This is a genomic window from Luteimonas sp. MC1750 (assembly GCF_016615955.1).
Lineage (GTDB): Bacteria > Pseudomonadota > Gammaproteobacteria > Xanthomonadales > Xanthomonadaceae > Luteimonas.
In genome coordinates, this window is the sequence record NZ_CP067113.1 from 2,698,327 (window position 1) to 2,719,907 (window position 21,581).

The window sequence follows — 21,581 nt, forward strand, 5'->3', positions numbered from 1 at the left end:
CGTGGCCGCGGTCTGTCAGCTCACTCCGAGGCGAAGAATTCGTTTCCGTGCATGTCGAGCAGCTCCAGCGCGCGACCGCCGCCGCGGGCCACGCAGGTCAGCGGATCCTCGGCCACCTGGACGTGCAGGCCGGTCTCCTCGCTGAGCAGGCGGTCGATGTCGCGCAGCAGCGCGCCGCCGCCGGTGAGCACGATGCCGCGCTCGGCGACGTCGGCGCTGAGCTCCGGCGGGGTCTGCTCCAGCGCCTGGCGCACGGCGGCCACGATGCCCATCAGCGGCTCGCGCAGCGCGTCGAGCACCTCGCTGGAGCTGATCTTGACCATCTTCGGCACGCCCTCGGCCAGGTGCCGGCCGGAGATCTCGGTCTCCAGGACCTTCTCCTGGGGATAGGCGCAGCCCAGCTCGATCTTGACCCGCTCCGCCGTTGCCTCGCCGATCAGCATGCCGTGGTTGCGGCGCACGTAGTTGATGATCGACTCGTCGAAGCGGTCGCCGCCGATGCGCGCGGACTGCGAGTAGACGATGCCGTTGAGCGCGATCACCGCCACCTCGGTGGTGCCGCCGCCGATGTCCACCACCATCGAGCCGCGGGCCTCGGTGACCGGCATGCCGGCGCCGATCGCCGCCGCCATGGGCTCTTCGATGAGCGACACGTCGCGCGCGCCCGCCTCCATCGCCGAGTCGCGGATGGCGCGCTTCTCCACCTGGGTGGAGCCGGCCGGGACGCAGATCAGCACCCGCGGGCTCGGCCGCAGGAAGCGGCTCTTGTGCACCTTGCGGATGAAGTACTTGAGCATTTCCTCGGTATAGGTGAAGTCGGCGATCACGCCGTCCTTCATCGGCCGATGGGTGGTGAGGTGGCCGGGCGTGCGGCCGAGCATCTGCTTGGCCTCGCTGCCGACGGCGGCGACCGCCTTCGGGCCGCCGTTGCGGTCCTGGCGTACCGCGACCACCGACGGTTCGTTGAGGACGATGCCCTGGCCGCGCACGAAGATGAGGGTATTGGCCGTGCCCAGGTCGATGGACAGGTCATTGGAGAACATGCCGCGGAACTTCTTGAACATCAGGGGCGCGCGTCCGTCAGGAGGGGGCGGGAACGGGGGAATTCCCGCGAAAAGGCGATCGGGAAGCGTAGCAACCGCCCCCTCCCCGGGCAAGGAAAACCGGCCCGCAGGCCGCGCCGCGCCTGGTGCGGCGGCCGGGCCCGCGCTTGGCCCGCCGACGGCCGCGGGCTACCCTATGCGCCCCGCGCCGCTGCCTGTGCGGCGGTGGCCCCTGCGCCGGATCCCGGCCAGTTCCCCGAGCAACCTGACCGCCGTCCCCCGGGCCGGCACCCCACCGGAGCGCCTTCCCGATGCCTGCCCTGATCTGCGGTTCCCTGGCCTACGACACCATCATGGTGTTCCCCGACCAGTTCAAGAACCACATCCTGCCGGACAAGGTGCACATCCTGAACGTCTCGTTCCTGGTGCCGCGGATGCGCCGCGAGTTCGGCGGCTGCGCCGGCAACATCGCCTACAACCTCAAGCTGCTGGGCGGTGATCCGATCCCGATGGCGACCGTGGGCCAGGATTTCGGGCCCTACCGCGAGTATTTCGCCGAGCTCGGGATCCCGCTCGACCACGTCAAGGAAATCCCGGAGCTGTTCACGCCGCAGGCGTTCATCACCACCGACCTCGACAACAATCAGATCACCGCCTTCCACCCCGGCGCGATGATGCGCTCCTACGAGAACCACGTGCGCGACGTGCCCGGCGTGACCATCGGCATCGTCAGTCCCGACGGCTACGAAGGCATGATCCAGAATTCGAAGGAATTCGCCGAGGCCGGCATTCCCTTCATCTTCGATCCGGGCCAGGCCATGCCGCTGTTCAACGGCGAGGAACTGCGCGCCTTCATCGAGCAGGCCGACTACGTCACCGTCAACGACTACGAGTCGAACCTGCTGCAGGAGCGCACCGGCTGGGACGAGGCGACGATCGCCGGCAAGGTCAAGGCCTACATCACCACCCGCGGCCCCAAGGGCGTGGTGATCTACGCCGACGGCAAGGTCCACGACGTGCCGCCGGCGCACGAGAGCCGGGTCACCGACCCGACCGGCTGCGGCGACGCGTTCCGCGCCGGGCTGCTGTTCGGCATCGAGAAGGGCTACGGCTGGGAGACCATCGGCCGCATCGGCAACCTGATGGGCGCGCTGAAGGTCGAGCACCCGGGCACCCAGAACCAGCGCTTCGACTACGACGAGTTCGCCGCGCAGTTCACCCAGCAGTTCGGATACGCGCTCTAGCGCCGGCCGGAGCCCACGCATGGACCCCGTGCCGGCCGTCCGCCGGGCCGCATGGATCGCGGCAGCCCTGCTCGCCCTCCTGCCGCTTTCGGCCGCCGCGAAGGGCTCGCGCCACCTGGTGCTGCCGGCCGACCGGCTGGTCGAGCCCGGCGGCGCGGTCGAGCTGCTGTCGGCGACGATCGAACTCGAGCGCGCCGGCTGGACCTACCTGCACGCCGACGGCGGGCTGGCGCCGGTGGGCGAGGCGATCGCCAACGCCTGGATCAGCGTCGACGGGCGGCGGGTGTCCAACCAGAGCGTGGTCGACTGGCGCGGGTCGCGCGCGCCCAACCGCCACGCCTTCAACGCGATCGCCGCGGTGCACCTGCCCGCCGGACGCTCGCGCGTCGCGTTGCACGCGCGCACGGCGGACGGGGCGGCACTGGCCACGGCGCGCAGCAGCCTCTCGGTGCTGACCGACGCCGCGCGGCACGCGTCGAGCGCGTTCCTGGACGCCTCTTCCCCCTGGCTTGAATTCGACACCCGCGACACGCCGGAAGGCCGCGCCCTGCCGGCCGGCCGCGGCTGGGCACCGGTGCTGTCGGTGCAGGCGGGAAATGACGGCGGCCCGGTCGTGGCCATGGCGTCGGGACGCGCCTGGATGTCGAACCAGCCGGGCGATGCGATGTGGGGCATCTTCCTCAACGGCCGCGAGCCGCCGCTGCACTCGGCCACCTGGTCGATCAACGACCTGTTCGAGGGCGCCGAGGTCCAGGCGCCGATGTTCATGCAGGCGCTGTTCCCCTCGCCGCCGCGCGACAGCTCGGTGCAGCTGGTGGCCAGCGAATCGCCCTACTACCAGCCACGCATGGCCAGCACCAACGGCGTGCGCTACCGCGTGGGCTCCAGCACCGGCCTGGTGACCCTGTCCGGCGGCATGCGCGTGGTCGGCCGCGGCTACCCGCCCGCCTGGGACTACGTGACCCGCGGACGCTACCGCCGCTACGCCTATATCTGCATCGGCACCAACGGCTTCCGCCCCGGAAAGTGCCCGCCGACCGGGACCCAGGTGGTCCTGGCGCGGGGACGGGCCTGCATCCCGCCCGGACACGACGGCGAGGTGCTGTTCGCCAGCCGCACCCGGATCCAGGGCGACGACCACGACCGGGGCGGCACGGTGAGCCTGTCGTTGCGGGTGGCCGGGCGCGAGGTGGCGCGCAACGCGCAGACCCTGGGCCCCCGGCCCGACGCGGTCAGCACGCGCACCATGGGCACCAGCTGGCTCTCCGCCGGAGCCGAAGCGCTGGCCGAGGGCTGCCATGTGGTGGAAGCGATCGGCGAGGCGACGGGCGACTTCCGCAACGTCTCGCTCAACGCCGACCTGCCGCTGATCTGGTTCGACTGAAACTCAGTTCCAGGCGGGCAGTCGGCCGCGCTCCAGGCCGCCGACTTCGAACGCCACCGTGCGCGTCCCGCCGGCCTTGACCGGATACTCGACCGCCAGCCGCTTCGCGCCGTCGATCATGCGCCACAGCGCCTTCTCGTCGTCGATGAACATGGCGATGGCCTCGTCGGTCTTCGGGCGGTTGGCCGCCATGCGCACCGGGGCCGCGTCGTCCACGGTGACCGCCACGCGACAGGCGCCGTAGCAGTCGAAGTCGCCGGCCTGCATCACCAGGTAGCTGCTGCGGCCCCAGTCCGGATGGTCGCGGAAGATCAGCCGCACCGGCTTCGCGCCGCTGCCGTCGCTGTCGACGTTTTCCTTGGCGAAGATCGCGGCGGACAGCTGCTCGCCACCCTTCACCGCTTCGACGTTGTAGGACCAGAGCGCGGCCAGGCGCGCGTCCTCGCGCACCGCATTGCCCTTGGCGCGGGCCTCGGCGTGCAGGGGACCGATCCGCTCGGCGGCGGCGGTCCCCGGATAGCGCGCCAGCAGCACGTCGCCCTGCGCGGCCGCCAGCGGCCAGTTCTCGGCCGCGTAGGCCGCGTCGAAATCGGCGGCGGCCTGGCCTGCGGCCGCCTCGTCGGCCTCGCGCTGCGCCGCGGCCTGGGCCTCGGCGCGGGCCGCCGGGTCCTGGCAGGCAACGAGCGCGGAGGTGGCGGCGGCAAGCGATGCCGCGAGCAGGGCGGTGCGGGCTGCGCGGGGGAAGCGTGGCGTACGCATGCGCGTGTCCTCGGCTGGCGCGCCGCGGGACGCCTGCGTCCCGCGACGGCGGCGTTGGGTGCGGTCCTGCCTCAGCGCCGGGTCGGCGCCGGACGGGTCGGATCGCCGTCGGCGACCGGCATCTCCCGGGTCGCGGGGTCGGCCGGGGCCTCGACCGGTGCCGGCGCGGCCGGAGCCACGGCGGCGGGAGCCGGCGGCGTGCCACTGCCCGGCACCGGCCTGGCCTCGGCGATCAGCTTTTCCACCGAGCCGGTGGTGATCGGGTGGTAGCCCGGGCGCGCGGCGGCGAGCTGTTCCTTCGCGAACGCCAGCCCGCCCTCGGTCGCCACCAGGGCCTGGTAGGTCGGCATGATCAGCTTGCGCCGGCCGATGGTGCGCACGAAGTCGGCGATCGCCGGATACGCCTGCATGTAGCTGCTGCGCACCGCCAGCGGATACCAGCGCTGCGCCAGCTCGGCGTTGGGCGTGCCGGTGAAGCGGTAGGCGGTGTCCAGCTGCGAGAGCTGCTCGATCGACAGGGTCGGCGGCAGGCCCTCGAGGAAGTGGATCCACTCCTGGGTGCTCCACTCGCCGGTGATCGCCTGCGGCGGCAGGGTGCCGCTGCCCAGCCACGCCAGGCGCGCACTGTCGACCACCCCGAAGTTGCGCGACATCACCTGCGGCGCGCTGCCCGGGATGCCGGGCTCGTACAGCCACGCGTCGAACTCTTCCGGCGTGACCTTGCCCGGGTACTTGTCGAGCAGGTTCTCCTGCGCGTACTCGACGAAGCGCGCGGTCGGAATCGACTGGAAGGCGAAATGATCGAAGTAGCCGCGCAGGAACGCGTCGAACTCGGCGCGGCCGAAGCGCTCCTCGAGGAACTGCAGGAACCAGGCACCCTTGTCGTAGGAGACCGCGCTGAGCGAGTCGTCCGGATCCTTGACCACGCCCGGGCGCACGGCCAGAGCCTGCTCCTCGGGGCTCATCTTCGCGATCTCGGTCTTCAGCCCGTTGCGCGAGATGACGTACTCCATGTCGGAGCGTTCCTTCCCGTACAACGCCTCGACGATGCGGTTCTCGACGTAGCTGGTGAAGCCCTCGTTGAGCCAGCCGTCCTTGGCGCTGGAGTTGGTGACCAGGTTGCCCGACCAGCTGTGCGCCAGCTCGTGCGCGATCAGCGCCACCAGCGACTTGTCGCCCACGATGACCGTCGGGGTGATGAAGGACAGGCGCGGATTCTCCATGCCGCCATAGGGGAACGACGGCGGCAGGATCAGCAGGTCGTAGCGCTCCCAGCGGTAGGGGCCGTACAGCGACTCGGTGGTCGCGATCATCTTTTCGGTGTCCTCGAACTCTGCCACCGCGTGGTCGACGGTGGCCGGCTCGGCCCAGACGCCGGCGCGCGCGGAGATCGGCTTGAACACCAGGTCGCCGGCGGCGATCGCCATCAGGTAGGACGGGATGCGCTGCGGCATGCGGAAGCTGTAATCCCCATCACGCGCGGCCGCCGGGTCGTTGTCGGCGCTCATCAGCACCATCACGTCGGCCGGCGAGGTCACGCGCGCGCTGTAGGTGTAGCGCACGCGCGGCGTGTCCTGCAGCGGCACCCACGAGCGTGCGTGGATCGCCTGCGACTGGCTGAACATGAACGGCGTGGCCTTGCCTTCGGTCATCGAGGCGTCGAGCCACTGCAGGCCCGAGGCCGCCGGCGAGGTGCGATAGGCGACGCGGATGCGCGCGTTGCGCTCCGGGGCCTGGATGGTGAGCTTGCTGCCGAGCAGGTCGTCGCGCCCGGCCAGCTCGAACTGCAGCGGCTGCCAGGCACCGCCGGCACCCTCGCCTTCCGCGCGTTCGATGGTCAGGTCGCGGGTATCGAGCACCAGCGCGGTGGCGGTGTCGTCGCGCCAGTCGAGCGTGTAGGTGGCGGTGCCGCTGATCGTGCGCGCGTCGAAGTCCAGCGCCAGCTCCAGCGCCAGGTCGTCGATCGCGACCTTGTCGGGCTCGGCATAGGAATGCTCGTCGTAGTCGCCGGTGTCGGCGGCGGCCTGCGGCTTGGGGGCCGGGGCGACTTCGGTGGGCGTCGGCTCGCGCTGGCAGGCGGCGACGGCGAACACGACCAGCGCCGCGAGCGCGGCGAGGCGGAAGAAACGGCTCAGGGTCATGGACGGGGGTCCGGTGATTGGAACAGCCGTCGATTCTAGCCCGTGGCGCGGGCCGTGGTGCCCGGGCGCGCCGCGCCGGCGTGCGCCAGGCCCTGGCCTCAGGCCTTGTAGCCGTCGTGGATGGCGACGATCCCGCCCGAAAGGTTGCGGTAGCGGCAGCGCGCGAAGCCCGCGGCTTCCATCATTCCCTTCAGCTCGGCCTGCGGCGGGTGCTTGCGGATCGACTCGGCCAGGTACTGGTAGCTGCCGGGGTCGCCGGCGAACAGCTGGCCCAGCTTCGGCAGCACCTTGAAGGAATGGAAGTCGTAGAGCGGCTTGAACCACTCCGGCACTTCGGAGAATTCCAGCACCCGCGCCTGGCCGCCGACCTTGAGCACGCGCAGCATCTCGCGCAGGCCCGCGTCCTTGTCGGTGACGTTGCGCAGGCCGAAGGCGATCGTGACCAGGTCGAAGCTCGCGTCGGGGAACGGCAGCGCCTGCGCATTGCACTGCACGTAGCTGAAGCCACGCACGTTGCCGCGGTCGACCATGCGGTCGCGGCCGACGCGCAGCATGCTGCCGTTGATGTCGCCGAGCACCAGCTCCCCGGTGTCGCCAACGCGCGAGCGCAGCAGCGCCGCGATGTCCCCGGTGCCGCCGGCCAGGTCGAGCACGCGGTCGCCCCTCGAAACCTGGGCGGTGGCGGTGAAGTAGCGCTTCCACAGCCGGTGGATGCCGAACGACATCAGGTCGTTCATCAGGTCGTAGTTGCCGGCGACCGACGAGAACACCTCGCCCACCAGCTTCTGCTTTTCGGCCACCGGCACGTCGCGGAAGCCGAAGTGGGTGGTGTCGTGGCGGGGGTCGCGCTCGGTCATGCGAGGATTATCGCACCCCCCGCCCGGAGCCGCCCATGATCGCCACCCCCGACTACCGCGCCCTGCTCGACACCGCCATCGCCGAGGCCCGGCAGGGTCTGGCCGAGGGCGGCATCCCGATCGGTGCGGCCCTCCACCACCGCGACGGCCGGATGCTGGGCTGCGGCCACAACCGACGCGTGCAGGAGGACGACCCTTCGATCCATGGCGAGACCGACGCCTTCCGCAAGGCCGGCCGGCAGCGCTCCTACCGCGACACGATCATGGTGACCACGCTGGCACCCTGCTGGTACTGCAGCGGCCTGGTGCGGCAGTTCAACATCGGCACCGTGGTGGTGGGCGAAGCGGCGAACTTCGCCGGCGGCGTGGAGTGGCTGCGCGAGGCCGGTACCGAGGTGGTCGTGCTCGACGACGAGCGCTGCATCACGATGATGGGCGATTGGATCGAAGCGAATCCGGCGCTGTGGAACGAGGATATCGGCGAGGACGAGGTCCCGCGTCAAACGCCGCGCTAGAACGGACAGGGATCCTCCCAAGGCGGATCGCGGTGCGCGGCGCGCAGGCTGGCGCGCGTCGGCAGCACGCCATCGAGCGCGACGCTCATGTTCTGCTGCGCCGTGGACTGCGCGAGCGGCGCGCCGCGGCTGTAGGCGGTGAGCGCGAACGGCGGGCGCCCGGGTGCCGTAACGATGGCGACGGCGTTCACTTCACCCGGGCCGAAGTGGTAGCAGCCCAGCGGCTCGACCTTCGCCCCGCGCGCCATCAGCGCGCCCGCCAGGTCGTAGGGCGTATCTGCGCCCACCTCGCTCCAGCCCAGGCTGAGGGAACTCGGCGCGCTGGCCGTGCCGTCGACCCAGGCATCCAGTGCGCCGAGGCGACCGGTGGCGACGGCGGTCGACGATCCGCTGACCGACGGGCGCGCGTCCCAGCGCGCGGCCGGCACGCGCGTGCGCAGGTCCGTGAGCGCGATGCGCTCGCCTGGGCGAGCCGGCACTGCCGCCAGCATCGCGTCGGCCAGCGGCCCGGCCGCTTCGATCTTTCCCCACGTGTACCCGCAGTCGCTGTCGATGTCCGCGGCGGCCATCTGCGGATGGGTCCGCCGGTGTCCGGCGCGACAGCGCTCCAGGTGGGCGGCGCGCGCACCCGTCGCGACCGGCAACGCCGGTGCCGCGGGCCCGGCTGCCCGACCGGATATGGGCGGCGCAGGCGGCGGGGCAGGAGTGACAGGGGCGGGCACGCCCGCCGCGGATGCCGCGGCGACCAGGAGCACGGCATACGGCAAGGAACGGGGGTCACGGCGCATGGCGGTCGGTTCGACGTCGCCACAGCGGCGACCTGCCAATGGCGCAACGACCGCCGCAGCCGTCTCCGGCCACGGCGGCGCCGGCCGCCCAGCCCTCAGAGGATGTAGCGGCTCAGATCCTGATCCTGCACCAGTTCGCCCAGTTGCTCGTCCACATATGCGCGGTCGATCGCGACCTGACCACCGCGGTCCGGCGCCTCGAAGCTCAGGCTGTCCAGCAGCCGCTCCAGCACCGTATGCAGCCGCCGCGCGCCGATGTTTTCCTGGCGCTCGTTGACGTCGGCCGCGATCTCGGCCAGGCGGTCGATCGCGTCGGCGCCGAACGCCAGCTCCAGGCCTTCGGTCTTCATCAGCTCGACGTACTGCCGGGTCAGCGCCGCCTTCGGCTCGGTCAGGATGCGCACGAAGTCGTCCTTGGTCAGCGCCGACAGCTCCACGCGGATCGGGAAGCGGCCCTGCATCTCGGGGATCAGGTCGCTGGGCTTTGCGAGGTGGAACGCACCGGAGGCGATGAAGAGGATGTGGTCGGTCTTCACCGGTCCGTACTTGGTGCTGACCGTCGAGCCTTCCACCAGCGGCAGCAGGTCGCGCTGCACGCCTTCGCGGCTGACGTCGGCGCCCATGCCCTCGCTGCGCTTGGCGACCTTGTCGATCTCGTCGATGAAGACGATGCCGTGCTGTTCGCAGGCCTCGATCGCCGCCGCGCGCACCTCGTCCTCGTTGACCAGCTTGCCGGCCTCTTCCTCGACCAGCAGCGGGCGCGCGGCGTGGATCCCCATGGTGCGCTTCTGGGTCTTGCCGCTGCCGAGGTTGGCGAACATCTGCCGCAGCTGCTGGCCCATCTCCTCCATGCCGGGCGGAGTCATGATGTCGACGCCGCCACCGGCGGCGAGGTCGAGTTCGATCTCGCGCCCGTCGAGCTCGCCGGCGCGGAGCTGGCGACGCAGCTTCTGGCGCGTCTCGGATTCACGCGACGACGGCTCCGCGCCGATGTCGACGGTGGTGCTGCCCGGCCCGCCCGCCGCGCCGAAGCCGAAGGGTGCCTGCGGCTGTTCGCGCCGGGGCAACAGCGCGTCGAGGATGCGGTCTTCCGCGCGCTCCTCGGCCTGGGTGCGCATCTTCTGCTTGGCCTGCTCGCGGTACAGCTTGACCGCGGTGTCGGCCAGGTCGCGGATGATCTGCTCGACGTCCTTGCCGACGTAGCCGACCTCGGTGAAGCGCGTGGCTTCCACCTTCACGAACGGCGCGTTGGCCAGCGTCGCCAGGCGGCGCGCGATCTCGGTCTTGCCGACGCCGGTCGGGCCGATCATCAGGATGTTCTTGGGCATCACTTCGTTGCGCAGCTCGTCGCCGAGCTGGGCGCGGCGCCAGCGGTTGCGCAGCGCGATCGCGACCGCGCGCTTGGCGTCCTGCTGGCCGATGATGTGGCGGTCGAGCTCCTGCACGATCTCGCGCGGGGTCATGGTGGCGTGCGAGGTGTCGATCTTCATGGCCATGCTCAGAGTTCCTCCACCACGACGTTGCGGTTGGTGTAGATGCAGACGTCGCCGGCGATGTTGAGCGCCTCCACGGCGATCGATCGCGCGTCCATCTGCGTGTGCGCCAGCAGCGCGCGCGCGGCGGACAGCGCGTAGGGGCCGCCGGAGCCGATCGCGACCAGTCCGTCCTCGGGTTCGATCACGTCACCGGTTCCGCTGATGATCAGCGAGGTGTCCTTGTCGGCCACCGCGAGCAGCGCCTCGAGCTTTCCGAAGCGCCGCTCGGTGCGCCAGTCCTTCGCGAGTTCCACGGCGGCGCGGGTGAGTTGTCCGTGCTTCTCGAGCTTGGATTCGAACAGTTCGAACAGGGTGAAGGCATCGGCGGCGGCGCCGGCGAAACCGGCGAGGATCTGGCCGTCCTTGCCGAGCCGGCGCACCTTGCGCGCATTCGACTTCATCACCGTATGGCCAAGCGTCACCTGGCCGTCTCCGGCGATCGCGACGCGGCCCTCGCGGCGCACCGAGACGATGGTGGTGGCGTGGAAGACATTGGGGTTATGGCTGGGGTCCATGCGGGCCTCCGGGGGCTGAAACCCATGGATGGGGACCGGCCCCGGCGGATGCAAGCCGCCCGCGACGCTGTCGGTCGCGTCACTTCCCGGACGCGGGCTCCAGCTTCAGGAAGCGCGCCGCGTTGTCATGGAAGATCGCCCGCTTCTGCGCCGCGGTGAGGAAGGGCGCGCTGTCCACGCCCTCCACCGCCAGCGTGATCGCCTCGGGCCAGACCATCTGGTCGGAGCCGAACATCAGCCGGTCGCCCAGTCCGGCGGTCAGCAGCGCCTGCAGGTAGTCGTGGAACTCCTGCCGCGGGATGATCCAGTTGATCACCGACACGTCGGCATGCAGCTGCGGATAGACGTACATCAGCGCCTTGGTCTCCTGCAGGTAGGGCCATCCGGCGTGCATCAGCCACACGCGCAGCTTCGGGTGTCGCTTGAGCATCGGCTCCAGCAGCTTCGGGTTGCCCAGTTCGATGCTGAAGTCCGGGCAGCAGCCGTAGGGCGTGCCGGGCGGACCCAGGCCGGTATGGATGCCGACCGGCACGTCGAACTCCTCGGCCAGCGCCAGGTAGGGCTCGAGCCAGGCGTCGCCCGCGTCCAGTCCGTGGTACTGCGCGCCGATCTCGCCGAGTACCTGCAGCTCGCCGCTGGCGAAGGCCTCGCGCAGCACGTCCGGCGGCAGCAGGCGGGTGCGGCCGTCGTCCATGAACGCGCCGGCGCGGATCGCCTCGCCGCCGGCCCGGCGCATGCTGGCCATGTAGGCATCGGGGCCGCTGACCAGTCCGAGCACGATGCCGTGCCGGCGCATGCGTTCCAGGGTGAGGCGCTCCCGGTCGGCGTCGGTGGCGGCGGTGGTCGGCTCGCCGGTCGCGGGGTTGGGCGCGCCCGGCGCCGCGGGACCAACGTGCAGGTGCACATCGATGATCGGACCCTTGTAGGGCTGGGCGCAGGCGACGCCGGTGGCCAGCAGCAGGACGGCAGCAAGCGGCAGGCGCATCGGCAGGGCTCCGGTGGTGGTCTCCACGCCAACGACAGGCCGGACGCGCAGCGGACAGCGCGGTTTCCGCCAGCCTCAGTCGCCGACCGGACCCTTGCGCCGCCTGGCGCGCGGATGCGCGTCGTCGTAGACCCTGGCCAGATGCTGGAAGTCGAGGTGGGTGTAGATCTGCGTGGTGGCGATGTCGGCGTGCCCCAGCAGTTCCTGCACGCCCCTGAGGTCGCCGGACGACTCCAGCACGTGGCTGGCGAACGAGTGCCGCAGCATGTGCGGGTGCACGTGCTTGAACAGGCCCTGGCGCTGGCCGAGCGCGCGCAGCCGGAGCTGGATGGCGCGCGCGCTGATCGGCGCGCCGCCGCGGCCGGGGAACACCGGGGCCTCGGGCCCCGGGCGCTGCCCCGCGACGCCCTCGGCCCGCCAGGCCTCCAGCGCACGGCAGGCATGCGAACCGACCGGCACGGTCCGCTGGCGGCTGCCCTTGCCGAGCACCGTCACCAGCCCTTCGGCCAGGTCGAGGTCGCGCCAACGCAGCAGGCGCAGTTCGGACAGGCGCAGCCCCGAGGAATAGAACAGCTCGAGCAGCGCGCGGTCGCGCAGCCCCAGCGGCGCATCGGTGGGGACTTCGACCAGGGCCACGGCCTCGTCGACGTCGAGCACCTGCGGCAGCTTGCGCGGCGCGCGCGGCGCGCGGATCCCGGTGGCCGGGTTGGCGCGGATCCGTGCATGCCGGAGCAGCCACTGGTAGAAGCTGCGGCAGCCGGACAGCCGGCGCTGCAGGCTCTTGGGCGCGAGCCCGCGGCGGTGCTCGGCGGCCACGAAGGCGCGGATGGCGGCGCTGTCGAGCGCCAGCAGCTCGCCCTGGTCCTGCGCCTGCGCCCAGCCGGCCAGCGCCGCAAGATCGCGGCGGTAGGCGTCGAGCGTGTGCGCCGACATGCGCCGCTCGACTTCGAGGTGGGCGAGGTAGTCGGCGACCGCCGGGTGCGTTGCCGCCGCCGCGCGCCCCGCTGCATCCAGGGTGGTCACGGCCGGCGCACGCTTGTGCGACTCAGTCGCGATGGCGCCGCAGCGCCACCGCGAAGGCCTCGCCCATCATGCGCAGGAACAGCGTGCCCATGCCGGGGTAGAAGCGGTTCGGATCGCGGCTGCCGACGGCCACCAGGCCGATGCCGGCGACCGGCAGCAGGGCGGTCGAGGCCACCTCGTCGATGCGCGCGGCGTACAGCAGCGCCTGCTTGTCGGGATGCAGGCGGCCACACAGCGGCTCGCCCTCGCGGATACAGTCGGCGAACGGCTGCAGGCGGCGTTCGTCGCGGTCGATGACCTGCAGCCAGTCCTCTTCGGCCAGTCCGGGCAGGGCTTCGAACAGCACCACGCGCACCAGGTCGCCGCTGAAATCCTCGGCAAGCGTCGCGACCATCGCGCGCACCACGCCGGCGGCGCTGCCGGGGCGCATCAGCGCCAGTGTCAGCTGGTGCGTGCGCACGGCCAGGCGCTCGTTTTCCTGCGATACCGCGTACAGGTCCTGCAGCCGGCGCGACAGCTCGCGGTTCTTGTCGCGCAGCACTTCCAGCTGGTAGCTGGCGAGCGATGCCGCCGGGCCATCCTCGCGCGGGACCACCATGCTGATCGCGAGGTCCGGGAACTGTTTCAGGAAGTCCGGGTGGCGGCGCAGCCAGGCCGCGACCTCGTGGGCGCCGAGCTTCTCGACGGTGTCGGTCATGCGATGAATTCCCCTTCGTAGACGAAGGCCGCCGGGCCTGCCATGTGCAGGACGCCGTCGGCCGTTTGATGGATGCGGAGCGTGCCGCCCGGTAGCGCCACCTCGACGCCGGCCGCGGCGTCCACGCGGCCGCGCCGCGCGAGCACCGCCACCGCCGCGCAGGCACCGCTGCCGCAGGCGAGCGTTTCGCCGACGCCGCGCTCGTGCACGCGCAGGCGGATGCGGCGGCGGTCGAGCACCTGGGCGACGCCGACGTTGCACTGCTGCGGGAACGCGGCGTGGCGCTGCAGCGCGGGGCCGAGCGTGGCCAGCGGCGCGGCGTCGATGTCGTCGACCTCGATGACGGCGTGCGGATTGCCCATCGAGACCGCGCCGAGCGACACGGCATGGCCCCCGACGTCGAAGGCGTAGGCATCGGCCTGGGCGTCGACGCCGGCCAGCGGGATGTCCGCCGGCGCGAAGGCCGGCACGCCCATCGCGACCTCGAAGCGGCCGTCGCCCAGCGCGCGCACGCGGTGGCTGGCACCCGGGCTGTCGAGGACGAACGCGCCGCTGGCGGCGCCGTCGCGCACCAGCCAGGCGGCCACGCAGCGCGCGCCGTTGCCGCACTGCCGCGACGGCGAGCCGTCGGCGTTCCAGATGCCATAGGCGGCGACGGCGCCTGCACTGCGCGCGCGCGAGATGGTCAGGATCTGGTCGCAGCCGACGCCGAGGTGGCGGTCGGCCAGGTGGCGGCACAGCGCGGGATCGGGCGGCGGCGTGCCGTCGCGCAGGTCGAGCACCACGAAGTCGTTGCCGGCGCCGTGCATCTTGCTGAAGCGCAGCCCGGCCGGGGCGGCCGCGGGATCCACCGGATCAGGCGCCGCCATCACCGTCGGCAGCGGGCGTCGGGTCATCGGCGTCGGCGTCGACGTCGGAGTCGGCGTCCGTATCCGTATCCGCGTCGGTGTCGGTGTCGATGTCCAGGGCGTCCCGGTCGCCGGCGTCCGCGTCCGTATCCGCATCGGAATCCGCGTCAGCGTCACTGTCCGCGTCGACGTCGGCGTCATCCGCCTCTTCCTCCGGCCAATCACCTTCCTCGGGCGGCGGCGGCTGCACCAGCGGGCCCTTGTTGCCGCAGCCCGCGAGGGCGAGCGCGATGGACAGCAGGACGACGGGCAGGACGGGACGGATGTTCATGGCCGCAGTCTAGCGCGGCGGCGGTTCCGGCCGCATCCACAGCCACGTGCAGACCACCGCCATGCAGGCGATCGGCAGCGCCACCGCCCACCAGCGCGCATACCCCGTGGCCCAGGCGACCCCCAGCAGGAGCGCGGCGGACGCCGCCATCGCGCCGGTGGCCAGCCATTTCGAGCGGCGCGCCAGCGCCCCGTGCCGCTGCCAGTCGACGATCACCGGCCCGAAGCGCGGGTGCGCCAGCAGCCAGCGGTGCAGGCGCGCCGAACCCTGCGCGGCGGCCCAGGCCGAGAGCAGGATGAACGGCACCGTGGGCAGCCCGGGCAGCACGATGCCGAGCAGCCCGAGACCGAGCGCGGCGTAGGCCAGCAGCCACCAGGCCCAGCGGAAGCGCGTGCGGCGCCCGCCGGGGGGGGTGTGCTGGGGCCGCGGGCTCACTTCGCCGGCGCGTCTGCCGGGCCGACGGCCAGCTGGTCAAGCATGAAGGCGTACATCTCGGCCAGCTCGCGGTAGCGGCGGAACCGGCCGGACTTGCCGCCGTGCCCGGCATCCATGTTGGTCCGGAACAGGACCGGCGCGTCCGAGGTGTTCAGGTCGCGCAGGCGTGCCACGTACTTCGCCGGCTCCCAGTACTGCACCTGCGAATCCCACAGGCCGGTGCCGATGAACATCGCCGGGTAGGCCTTCGCCTCGAGGTTGTCATAGGGCGAATAGGTGGCCATGTACGCGTAGTCGCCCGCGCGCTCCGGGTTGCCCCACTCGTCGTACTCGTTGGTGGTCAGCGGGATGCTGCGGTCGAGCATGGTGGTGACCACGTCCACGAACGGAACCTGCGAAAGGATCAGCCGGTACTTCTCCGGCGCCATGTTCGAGATCGCGCCCATCAGCAGGCCGCCGGCGCTGCCGCCGTAGGCCGCCACCCGGTCTTCCGCCGCCCAGCCCCCGGCCACCAGATGGTCGGTGACGTCGATGAAGTCGGTGAAGGTGTTGACCTTGTTGCGCAGCTTGCCGTCGTCGTACCACTTGCGGCCCATTTCCATGCCGCCGCGGATATGCGCGATGGCATAGACCATGCCGCGGTCGAGCAGGCTGGTGGTGGTCAGGCTGTAGCCGGGATCCATCGACATGCCGTAGCTGCCGTAGGCGTACTGCAGCAGCGGCGCGGTGCCGTCCTTCTGGAAGCCCTTGCGGTAGACCAGCGAGACCGGGATGCGGGTGCCATCGCGGGCGGTGGCCCAGGTGCGATCGGTGACGTACTTCGACGGGTCGTAGCCGATCACCGGCTGCTGCTTCAGCAGGCGGCGCTCGCCGGTGGCGACGTTGAGCTCGTAGGTGGTCGCCGGCGTGGTCATCGAGGTGTAGCCGTAGCGCAGCCACGGCGTGTCGGGCTCGGCGTTGATCGACAGGCCCATGGAATAGGCGGGTTCGTCGGCGGCCACGTACTCCTCGCCGTCGGCCTTGAGCAGGCGGATGCGCTCGAGCGCGTTGGAACGCTCGGAAATGGCCGTAAAGCCCTCGAACAACTCGAAGCCTTCCAGCAGCACGTCGTCGCGATGGGCGATCCAGCTGGTCCATTCCGCGCGCGAGGTCGCGGCGGTGGGCGCGGTGACGATGCGGTAGTTCGGGGCCTTGCCGCCGTCGGCGTCCGGCGCGTTGGTCAGGATCACCCAGCGGCCGTCGTAGTGGTCGGCCTCGTACTCGACGTCGCGCTCGCGCGGCGCCAGCACGGCGAACTCGCCCGGGGCGGCCGCCGGGGTGCAGCGCAGTTCGCTCGACACCGTGCTCTCCACGCCGATGCAGATGAAGCGGTCGTCGCGGGTGCGCGACAGGCCCATGTAGAAGCTGTCGTCGGTTTCCTCGTAGACCACCACGTCGTCGGCCACCGGCGTGCCCAGCACGTGCTTCCTGACGCGCACGGTCAACAGGGTCTCGGGATCGTTCTCGACGTAGAACAGGGTCCGGTTGTCGTCGGCCCAGACCATGTCCGCGGACACGCCGGGGATCGACTCGGGATACACCTCGCCGGTCCCGAGGTTGCGGAAGCGGATCGTGTACTGGCGCCGCCCGATGCTGTCGTCGGCCCAGGCGAGGACGCGGTTGTCGGGGCTGGTCTCGTACACGCCGACCGAGAAGTACTCCTTGCCTTCGGCCATCGCGTTGACGTCGAGCAGCACCTCCTCGGCCGCGAAGTCGGCGGCTTCGTTGAGGCGCATGATCTCCGCCGCGCCCAGGCCATCGGCGTCCTTCCGGCGCGCGTGCACCGGATAGTCCTTGCCGGTCTCGAAGCGCGAGTAGTACCACCAGCCGTTGTCGCGGAACGGCACGCTGGCGTCGTCCTGCTTGATGCGCGCGACGAACTCGTCGTACAGGGTGTCCTCGACGGGCTTCAGCGGCGCCATCACCGCATCGACGTAGGCGTTCTCCGCTTCGAGGTAGGCCAGCATCCCGGTGTCCTCGCGGGTGTCGTCGCGCAGCCAGTAGTACTCGTCCTGGCGCACCGCGCCGTGCGGCGCGCGAACCTCGTGCGCGCGCTTCTCGACGTCGGGTGGCGTGGGCGTGGCGGCGTGGCTGGTGGCGGTCATGAGCAGGAGGCTGGCGATGGCGAGGGTCTTCATGGATGGGGCTTCCGGGGTTGCAATGCAACGGGGCGCCCCTGGAGGCGCCCCGCGGGTCCTTACTCGGCGTCGCGTCCGCGGCCGAGCTGTTGCCAGAGGAAGGTCAGGTACAGCGCGTCCATGTGCGCCGCCTGGCGGTTGTTGGCCGCACCGCCGTGGCCACCCTCGATGTTCTCGTAATAGCGCACGTCCTTTCCGGCCGCCGACATCAGCGCGTGCATCTTGCGCGCGTGGCCGGGGTGGACGCGGTCGTCGCGGGTCGAGGTGAGGATCAGGGTCGGCGGATAGTCCTTCGCGGGGTCGAACAGGTGGTAGGGCGAGAACTTCTGGATGAAGGCCCACTCCTCCGGCTTGTCAGGGTTGCCGTATTCCGCCATCCACGACGCGCCGGCCAGCAGCTTGTGGTAGCGCTGCATGTCCAGCAGCGGCACCTGGATCACCACCGCGCCGAACAGCTCCGGGTACTGCACCAGCATGTTGCCGGTGAGCAGGCCACCGTTGCTGCCGCCGCGGATGCCGAGGTGCGCAGGCGAAGTGATCTTGCGCGCGATCAGGTCCTGCGCGACCGCGGCGAAGTCCTCGTAGGCCTTGTGGCGGTTGGCCTTGAGCGCGGCCTGGTGCCAGCGCGGGCCGTACTCGCCGCCGCCGCGGATGTTGGCGACGGCGTACACGCCGCCCCTGCTTCCATCAGGCCCGTTCAGCCAGCCCTTGCCGGTACCGCCGGAATAGCCCGGCACCATCGGGATCTCGAAGCCGCCGTAGCCGTACAGCAGGGTCGGGTTCTTCCCGTCGAGCGCCATGTCCTTCGGGCGCACCAGGAAGTACGGCACGCGGGTGCCATCCTTCGAGCTGACGAAGTGCTGCTCGACCGCGTGCTTCGAGGCGTCGAAGAACGCAGGCTGGGTCTTCAGCACCTCCGGCGCGGCCGCGCCTGGCGCGGCGCTGGCCAGCATCAGCGTGGTCGGGGTCAGATAGTCGGTGACGGTCATCCACAGCGCATCGGACTCGTCGCTGTCCACGGCGCTGGCGCTGACGGTGCCGAATTCGGGCACGCCCGCCAGCTCGCTGCGCGTCCAGCCGTCCGGACCCGGGGTGAGCACCGAGATGCGGTTCTTGACGTCGTCGAGCACGTTGATCACGAGGTGGTTCTTCGTGAACGAGCTGCCGGCCAGCGAGGTGGTGTCGCTGGGCTCGAACAGCACCTCCAGCTCGCGCGTGCCGGCCATGAAGTCGTCGAACTTCGCCACCAGCAGCGAGCCGGCCTTGTAGGTCCGGCCGCCGACCTCCCAGGGCTCGCGCAGCTCGATGCCGAGCCACTCGCGCTGCACCGACTTCTGCGCGGAATTGGGGACGTCGACCCTGGTCAGCGAACCGTCCGCGTTGCGCAGGTACAGCTCGTCGTTGTAGAAGGCGATCGTGCGCATGACGAAGTCGCGCTCGTAGCCGGGCGTGTGGTCGTGGCCGGCCGCGATGTACATGTCATCGGCCTGGCCTTCGTACACCACCGCCGCCGACTCGATCGGCGTCCCGCGCTTCCACTCCTTGACGATGCGCGGGTAGCCCGAGCTGGTCATCGAGCCGTCGCCGAAGTCGGTATAGGCGTAGACCGTGTCCTGGTCGACCCAGCCCAGTCCGCCCTTGGCCTCGGCGCGGAAGAAGCCGCCGTCGACCCACTGCTTCGTCGACAGGTCGAACTCGCGGGTGACGTCGGCGTCCGCGCCGCCGCGCGACAGCGCGACCAGGCAGCGCGTGTACGGTTCGGTGGAGAGCCGGGGGCGCAGGCAGTTGGCGCCGTGCCAGACCCAGTTCTCGCCCTCGGCCCTGTTGAGCGCGTCGAGGTCGAGCACGGTCTCCCACTTCGGCTGCGGCTTGCGGTATTCCTCGAGCGTGGTGCGGCGCCAGAGGCCGCGCTCGTGGTTCCGGTCCTTCCAGAAGTTGTAGTACCAGTCGCCCTGCTTGTAGACGCCGGGGATCTTGTCGTCGGAGTCGTAGATGGCCAGCAGGTCGGCCTCCAGCGCCTTGAAGCCGGGGGTGTCGGCCAGCTCGGCCTCGGCCTTCGCGTTCTGCTCGCGGACCCAGGCGAGCTGCTTTTCGCCCTCCACGTCCTCGAGCCACTGGTGGGGATCGGTCACGGCGGCGCCCTCCTGGGCGTTCACGCCGAAGGCGGCGACGGCAAGCGCTGCGAACAGGCAGGCATGGGGCAACGTGGGCATCGCGGCATGGCTCCGGCGGGTCGGATGGGCCGGCAACGCTAGCACAGCACCCGGCCCGGCCCGCGGGCCGAAGGTCGTGTCCGGAACCCGCGCTCAGCCGGTCGCGCGGCGCCGGGTCGCGGCCAGCGCGAGCCCCGCGGTGGCCGGCAGGCCCGCGAGCCACAGCGGCAGCAGGCCGAAGGTGGCGCTGGCCGAGCGCGCGTCCGGCAGCGAGAGCATCGCGACCACCGCCAGGAAGGCCAGCGCGAGGACCACGCGCCCGGCCCAGTCGGGTGCGGCATTGGCGCCGGCGTGCGCCGGCGGGAACACGGCGGGAAACCGCCGGGACACGGCGTAGCTGCGTACTGTCATGATGGGCCTCCAGAATGTCGGCTCAGCCTGCGGATGCCCCATCTCACGGACTGCGATCGTGTTGACGCCCCCTTCGCCGTGCCGCAGGCAGGCTGCCGCGGCGCCCCGAACCCGCCCATGACCCGACCCTTCCGAGCCCTCGCCCGCCCCGACATCCTGCGCACGCTGTGCCTGCTGGCCGGGTGCCTGCTGCTTGCCGGCTGCTCGATGTTCGGCGGCCCCCGCGAGGGGCGCGCCGAGGACGCCGGCGACAGCGGGCAGCACGTGGCCATGCTTCCGATCGACACGCTGATGGGTGACTGGCACGTGGCCGCGCACGTGCCCTGGTTCGGCGAGCGCGGCCGGGTGGCCTCGCGCATCCGCTTCAGGGCCGACGGCGAGTCGAAGGTCGAAGTGCTCCGCAGCTGGCGCGACGGGTTTTCCGAAGCGCTGGAATCCGACGCCAGCGTCGCGCGGCGTGGCGGCCCGGGTGGCCGCGTCTGGAAGCTGCGCGCCTGGCGCGTGCTGCCGACGACGCTGCGGGTGCTGGAGGCGGCCGACGACGGCAGCTGGCTGCTGCTCGATGCCGAGGACCGCGACCACGCCTGGATCCTGACCCGTGCGCAGGTGGTGGCCGACGAGGCCTACCTCGAACTGGAACGCCGCATGCGCGGCCATGGCGTCAACACCGACCGGCTGCGCCGCGTGCCGCAGGTCCCGGAGCAGGAAGGACGGCTGGGCTTCGAACCGGCCGCCGTGCCTTCGTCCGGGCGCTGAAGCCGCCGCGCCGCCTCAGCGCTCGTAGTTCGACATCGCCAGCGACAGCAGGGCGCGCGCCTGCTCGCGCAGAGACTGGGGCTCGGTGATTTCGGCGTCGCTGCCGTAGTGCAGCACGTCCATCAGCAGCTCGCGCGGTGCGCTGTAGGGCACCTTGAGTTCGTAGCGCCCGTCGGGCAGGTAGCGGCCCTGCTGCTGCGAATGCCAGTGCTCGTCGGCGACCCAGCGCGCGGCCTTGGCACTGAACAGGATCGTCGCCACGCCCTTGGGTGCGCCGGAGAAGATCCCGTAGCCGCCGCCGAGATGGCGGTCGAGTTCGGACTCGTCGACGTCGATCGCAGGCTGGTCGAGCCCGCGCGCCTGCGCGATGCGGTCGACCGAGAAGCTGCGCAGGCCCTCGCGCTCGTGGTCCCAGGCATCGAGGTACCAGTTGTCGCGGTAGTGGGTGATGCGCTGCGGCGACACCGTGCGCCGGGTCTTCTCGTCGGTGGAGCGCGCGCGGTAGTCGAAGGCCAGGCGCTTGCGTCCCAGCACCGCCGAACACACGCTGCGGAACACGTGCTCGTCCAGGTGGCGGGTCCGGTGCGGGATCACCCGCACGCGCTCGACCGGCCATTCCTTGCCGCTGGCGTGCTCGCTGAGCAGCTTCTCGATCCGCGACTGCAGCGGCGCCAGCGCCGAGGACAGCACGCCGCCGCCGCTGCGCGACAGCAGCTGCTGCGCGGCCAGCAGCGCGTGCAGCTCCTCCGAACTCAGCCACAGTCCGGGAAGCTCGAAGCGGCCACTGTCCTCGCTGTCGTAGCGGATGCCGGACTCGCCGTCGCCGATGATCGGTGCCATCAGCCCGTCGCGGAGGAAGGCGACGTCGCGATAGACCGTGGCGCGCGAACAGCCGAGCTCGTCCTGCAGCCTCGCCACCGTGACCGGGTAGCGCGAGGAGCTGAGGATGCGGTGCAGCGAGAGGATGCGCTCGTATCGGTCCAT

The 21,581-nt window shown here is 71.2% G+C and carries 21 protein-coding genes; 4 read left to right on the plus strand and 17 right to left on the minus strand.

All coding sequences use genetic code 11. The features are described 5' to 3' along the window. Positions 1–20: 20 nt before the first annotated feature. Positions 21–1,064, minus strand: coding sequence for a rod shape-determining protein (locus JGR68_RS12655; protein WP_199362385.1), 1,044 nt, complete (start codon positions 1,062–1,064; stop codon positions 21–23). Positions 1,065–1,354: 290 nt separating this feature from the next. On the opposite strand from JGR68_RS12655, the gene JGR68_RS12660 reads away from it, so the two are divergent. Together JGR68_RS12660 and JGR68_RS12665 are read left to right on the plus strand one after the other, a co-directional pair. Further along, complete coding sequence (locus tag JGR68_RS12660) at positions 1,355–2,287, plus strand: carbohydrate kinase family protein (RefSeq protein WP_199362386.1); 933 nt, start codon at positions 1,355–1,357, stop codon at positions 2,285–2,287. A gap of 19 nt (positions 2,288–2,306) precedes the next feature. After that, positions 2,307–3,671, plus strand: coding sequence for a hypothetical protein (locus JGR68_RS12665; RefSeq protein ID WP_199362387.1), 1,365 nt, complete (start codon positions 2,307–2,309; stop codon positions 3,669–3,671). 3 nt (positions 3,672–3,674) lie between these two features. On the opposite strand, the gene JGR68_RS12670 is transcribed toward JGR68_RS12665, so the two are convergent. From JGR68_RS12670 to ubiE, 3 genes are all read right to left on the minus strand, one after another. Then, a complete protein-coding gene (locus JGR68_RS12670) occupies positions 3,675–4,430 on the minus strand; it encodes a hypothetical protein (protein ID WP_234446519.1) in 756 nt (251 codons plus the stop codon). Between the two features lie 71 nt (positions 4,431–4,501). Then, positions 4,502–6,571, minus strand: a complete 2,070-nt coding sequence (locus JGR68_RS12675) for a M1 family metallopeptidase (protein ID WP_199362388.1) — start codon at positions 6,569–6,571, stop codon at positions 4,502–4,504. Positions 6,572–6,669: 98 nt separating this feature from the next. Continuing rightward, a complete protein-coding gene (ubiE, locus tag JGR68_RS12680) occupies positions 6,670–7,428 on the minus strand; it encodes a bifunctional demethylmenaquinone methyltransferase/2-methoxy-6-polyprenyl-1,4-benzoquinol methylase UbiE (protein WP_199362389.1) in 759 nt (252 codons plus the stop codon). Positions 7,429–7,463: 35 nt separating this feature from the next. Here ubiE and JGR68_RS12685 point away from each other — a divergent pair, with 35 nt between their 5' ends. Further along, the gene (locus tag JGR68_RS12685) at positions 7,464–7,943 is read left to right on the plus strand and encodes a nucleoside deaminase (protein ID WP_199362390.1); all 480 of its coding nucleotides are present in this window, start codon (positions 7,464–7,466) and stop codon (positions 7,941–7,943) included. Here JGR68_RS12685 and JGR68_RS12690 read toward each other — a convergent pair. The 12 genes from JGR68_RS12690 to JGR68_RS12745 form a co-directional block, all read right to left on the minus strand. Continuing rightward, on the minus strand, positions 7,940–8,512 hold the full coding sequence (locus JGR68_RS12690; RefSeq protein WP_199362391.1) for a hypothetical protein: 573 nt from the start codon (positions 8,510–8,512) through the stop codon (positions 7,940–7,942). The two genes, JGR68_RS12685 and JGR68_RS12690, sit on opposite strands and share 4 nt — an antisense overlap. Positions 8,513–8,826: 314 nt before the next feature. After that, the gene (gene hslU, locus JGR68_RS12695) at positions 8,827–10,227 is read right to left on the minus strand and encodes an ATP-dependent protease ATPase subunit HslU (protein WP_305067852.1); all 1,401 of its coding nucleotides are present in this window, start codon (positions 10,225–10,227) and stop codon (positions 8,827–8,829) included. A gap of 2 nt (positions 10,228–10,229) precedes the next feature. Continuing rightward, on the minus strand, positions 10,230–10,781 hold the full coding sequence (gene hslV / locus JGR68_RS12700; RefSeq protein WP_199362392.1) for an ATP-dependent protease subunit HslV: 552 nt from the start codon (positions 10,779–10,781) through the stop codon (positions 10,230–10,232). A 79-nt stretch (positions 10,782–10,860) separates the two neighbouring features. Continuing rightward, positions 10,861–11,766: an amidohydrolase family protein gene (locus JGR68_RS12705; protein ID WP_200672694.1), complete on the minus strand. Its 906-nt coding sequence runs from the start codon at positions 11,764–11,766 to the stop codon at positions 10,861–10,863. Between the two features lie 75 nt (positions 11,767–11,841). After that, positions 11,842–12,789 carry a tyrosine recombinase XerC gene (xerC, locus tag JGR68_RS12710; RefSeq protein ID WP_305067923.1) on the minus strand — a complete coding sequence of 316 codons (948 nt, stop codon included), beginning with the start codon at positions 12,787–12,789 and terminating at the stop codon, positions 11,842–11,844. 22 nt (positions 12,790–12,811) lie between these two features. Continuing rightward, complete coding sequence (locus tag JGR68_RS12715) at positions 12,812–13,486, minus strand: DUF484 family protein (RefSeq protein WP_199362394.1); 675 nt, start codon at positions 13,484–13,486, stop codon at positions 12,812–12,814. Continuing rightward, the gene (gene dapF, locus JGR68_RS12720) at positions 13,483–14,355 is read right to left on the minus strand and encodes a diaminopimelate epimerase (RefSeq protein ID WP_199362656.1); all 873 of its coding nucleotides are present in this window, start codon (positions 14,353–14,355) and stop codon (positions 13,483–13,485) included. Before dapF ends, JGR68_RS12715 begins: the two co-directional genes overlap by 4 nt. Then, entirely contained in the window at positions 14,342–14,665 is a 324-nt protein-coding gene (locus JGR68_RS14080) for a lipoprotein (RefSeq protein WP_234446520.1), read from the minus strand. The genes dapF and JGR68_RS14080 overlap by 14 nt, the downstream gene beginning before the upstream one ends. A 9-nt stretch (positions 14,666–14,674) precedes the next feature. After that, on the minus strand, positions 14,675–15,100 hold the full coding sequence (locus tag JGR68_RS12730) for a YbaN family protein (RefSeq protein WP_199362395.1): 426 nt from the start codon (positions 15,098–15,100) through the stop codon (positions 14,675–14,677). Then, entirely contained in the window at positions 15,097–17,277 is a 2,181-nt protein-coding gene (locus JGR68_RS12735) for a S9 family peptidase (protein ID WP_199362396.1), read from the minus strand. The genes JGR68_RS12730 and JGR68_RS12735 overlap by 4 nt, the downstream gene beginning before the upstream one ends. 59 nt (positions 17,278–17,336) lie before the next feature. Next, positions 17,337–19,490 carry a prolyl oligopeptidase family serine peptidase gene (locus JGR68_RS12740; RefSeq protein WP_199362397.1) on the minus strand — a complete coding sequence of 718 codons (2,154 nt, stop codon included), beginning with the start codon at positions 19,488–19,490 and terminating at the stop codon, positions 17,337–17,339. Between the two features lie 93 nt (positions 19,491–19,583). Further along, a complete protein-coding gene (locus JGR68_RS12745) occupies positions 19,584–19,841 on the minus strand; it encodes a hypothetical protein (protein WP_199362398.1) in 258 nt (85 codons plus the stop codon). A 117-nt stretch (positions 19,842–19,958) separates the two neighbouring features. On the opposite strand from JGR68_RS12745, the gene JGR68_RS12750 reads away from it, so the two are divergent. After that, positions 19,959–20,597 (plus strand): lipocalin family protein, encoded by a 639-nt coding sequence (locus JGR68_RS12750; RefSeq protein WP_199362399.1) that lies wholly within the window; start codon positions 19,959–19,961, stop codon positions 20,595–20,597. A 15-nt stretch (positions 20,598–20,612) separates the two neighbouring features. On the opposite strand, the gene JGR68_RS12755 is transcribed toward JGR68_RS12750, so the two are convergent. Next, positions 20,613–21,581, minus strand: coding sequence for a YafY family protein (locus tag JGR68_RS12755; protein ID WP_199362400.1), 969 nt, complete (start codon positions 21,579–21,581; stop codon positions 20,613–20,615).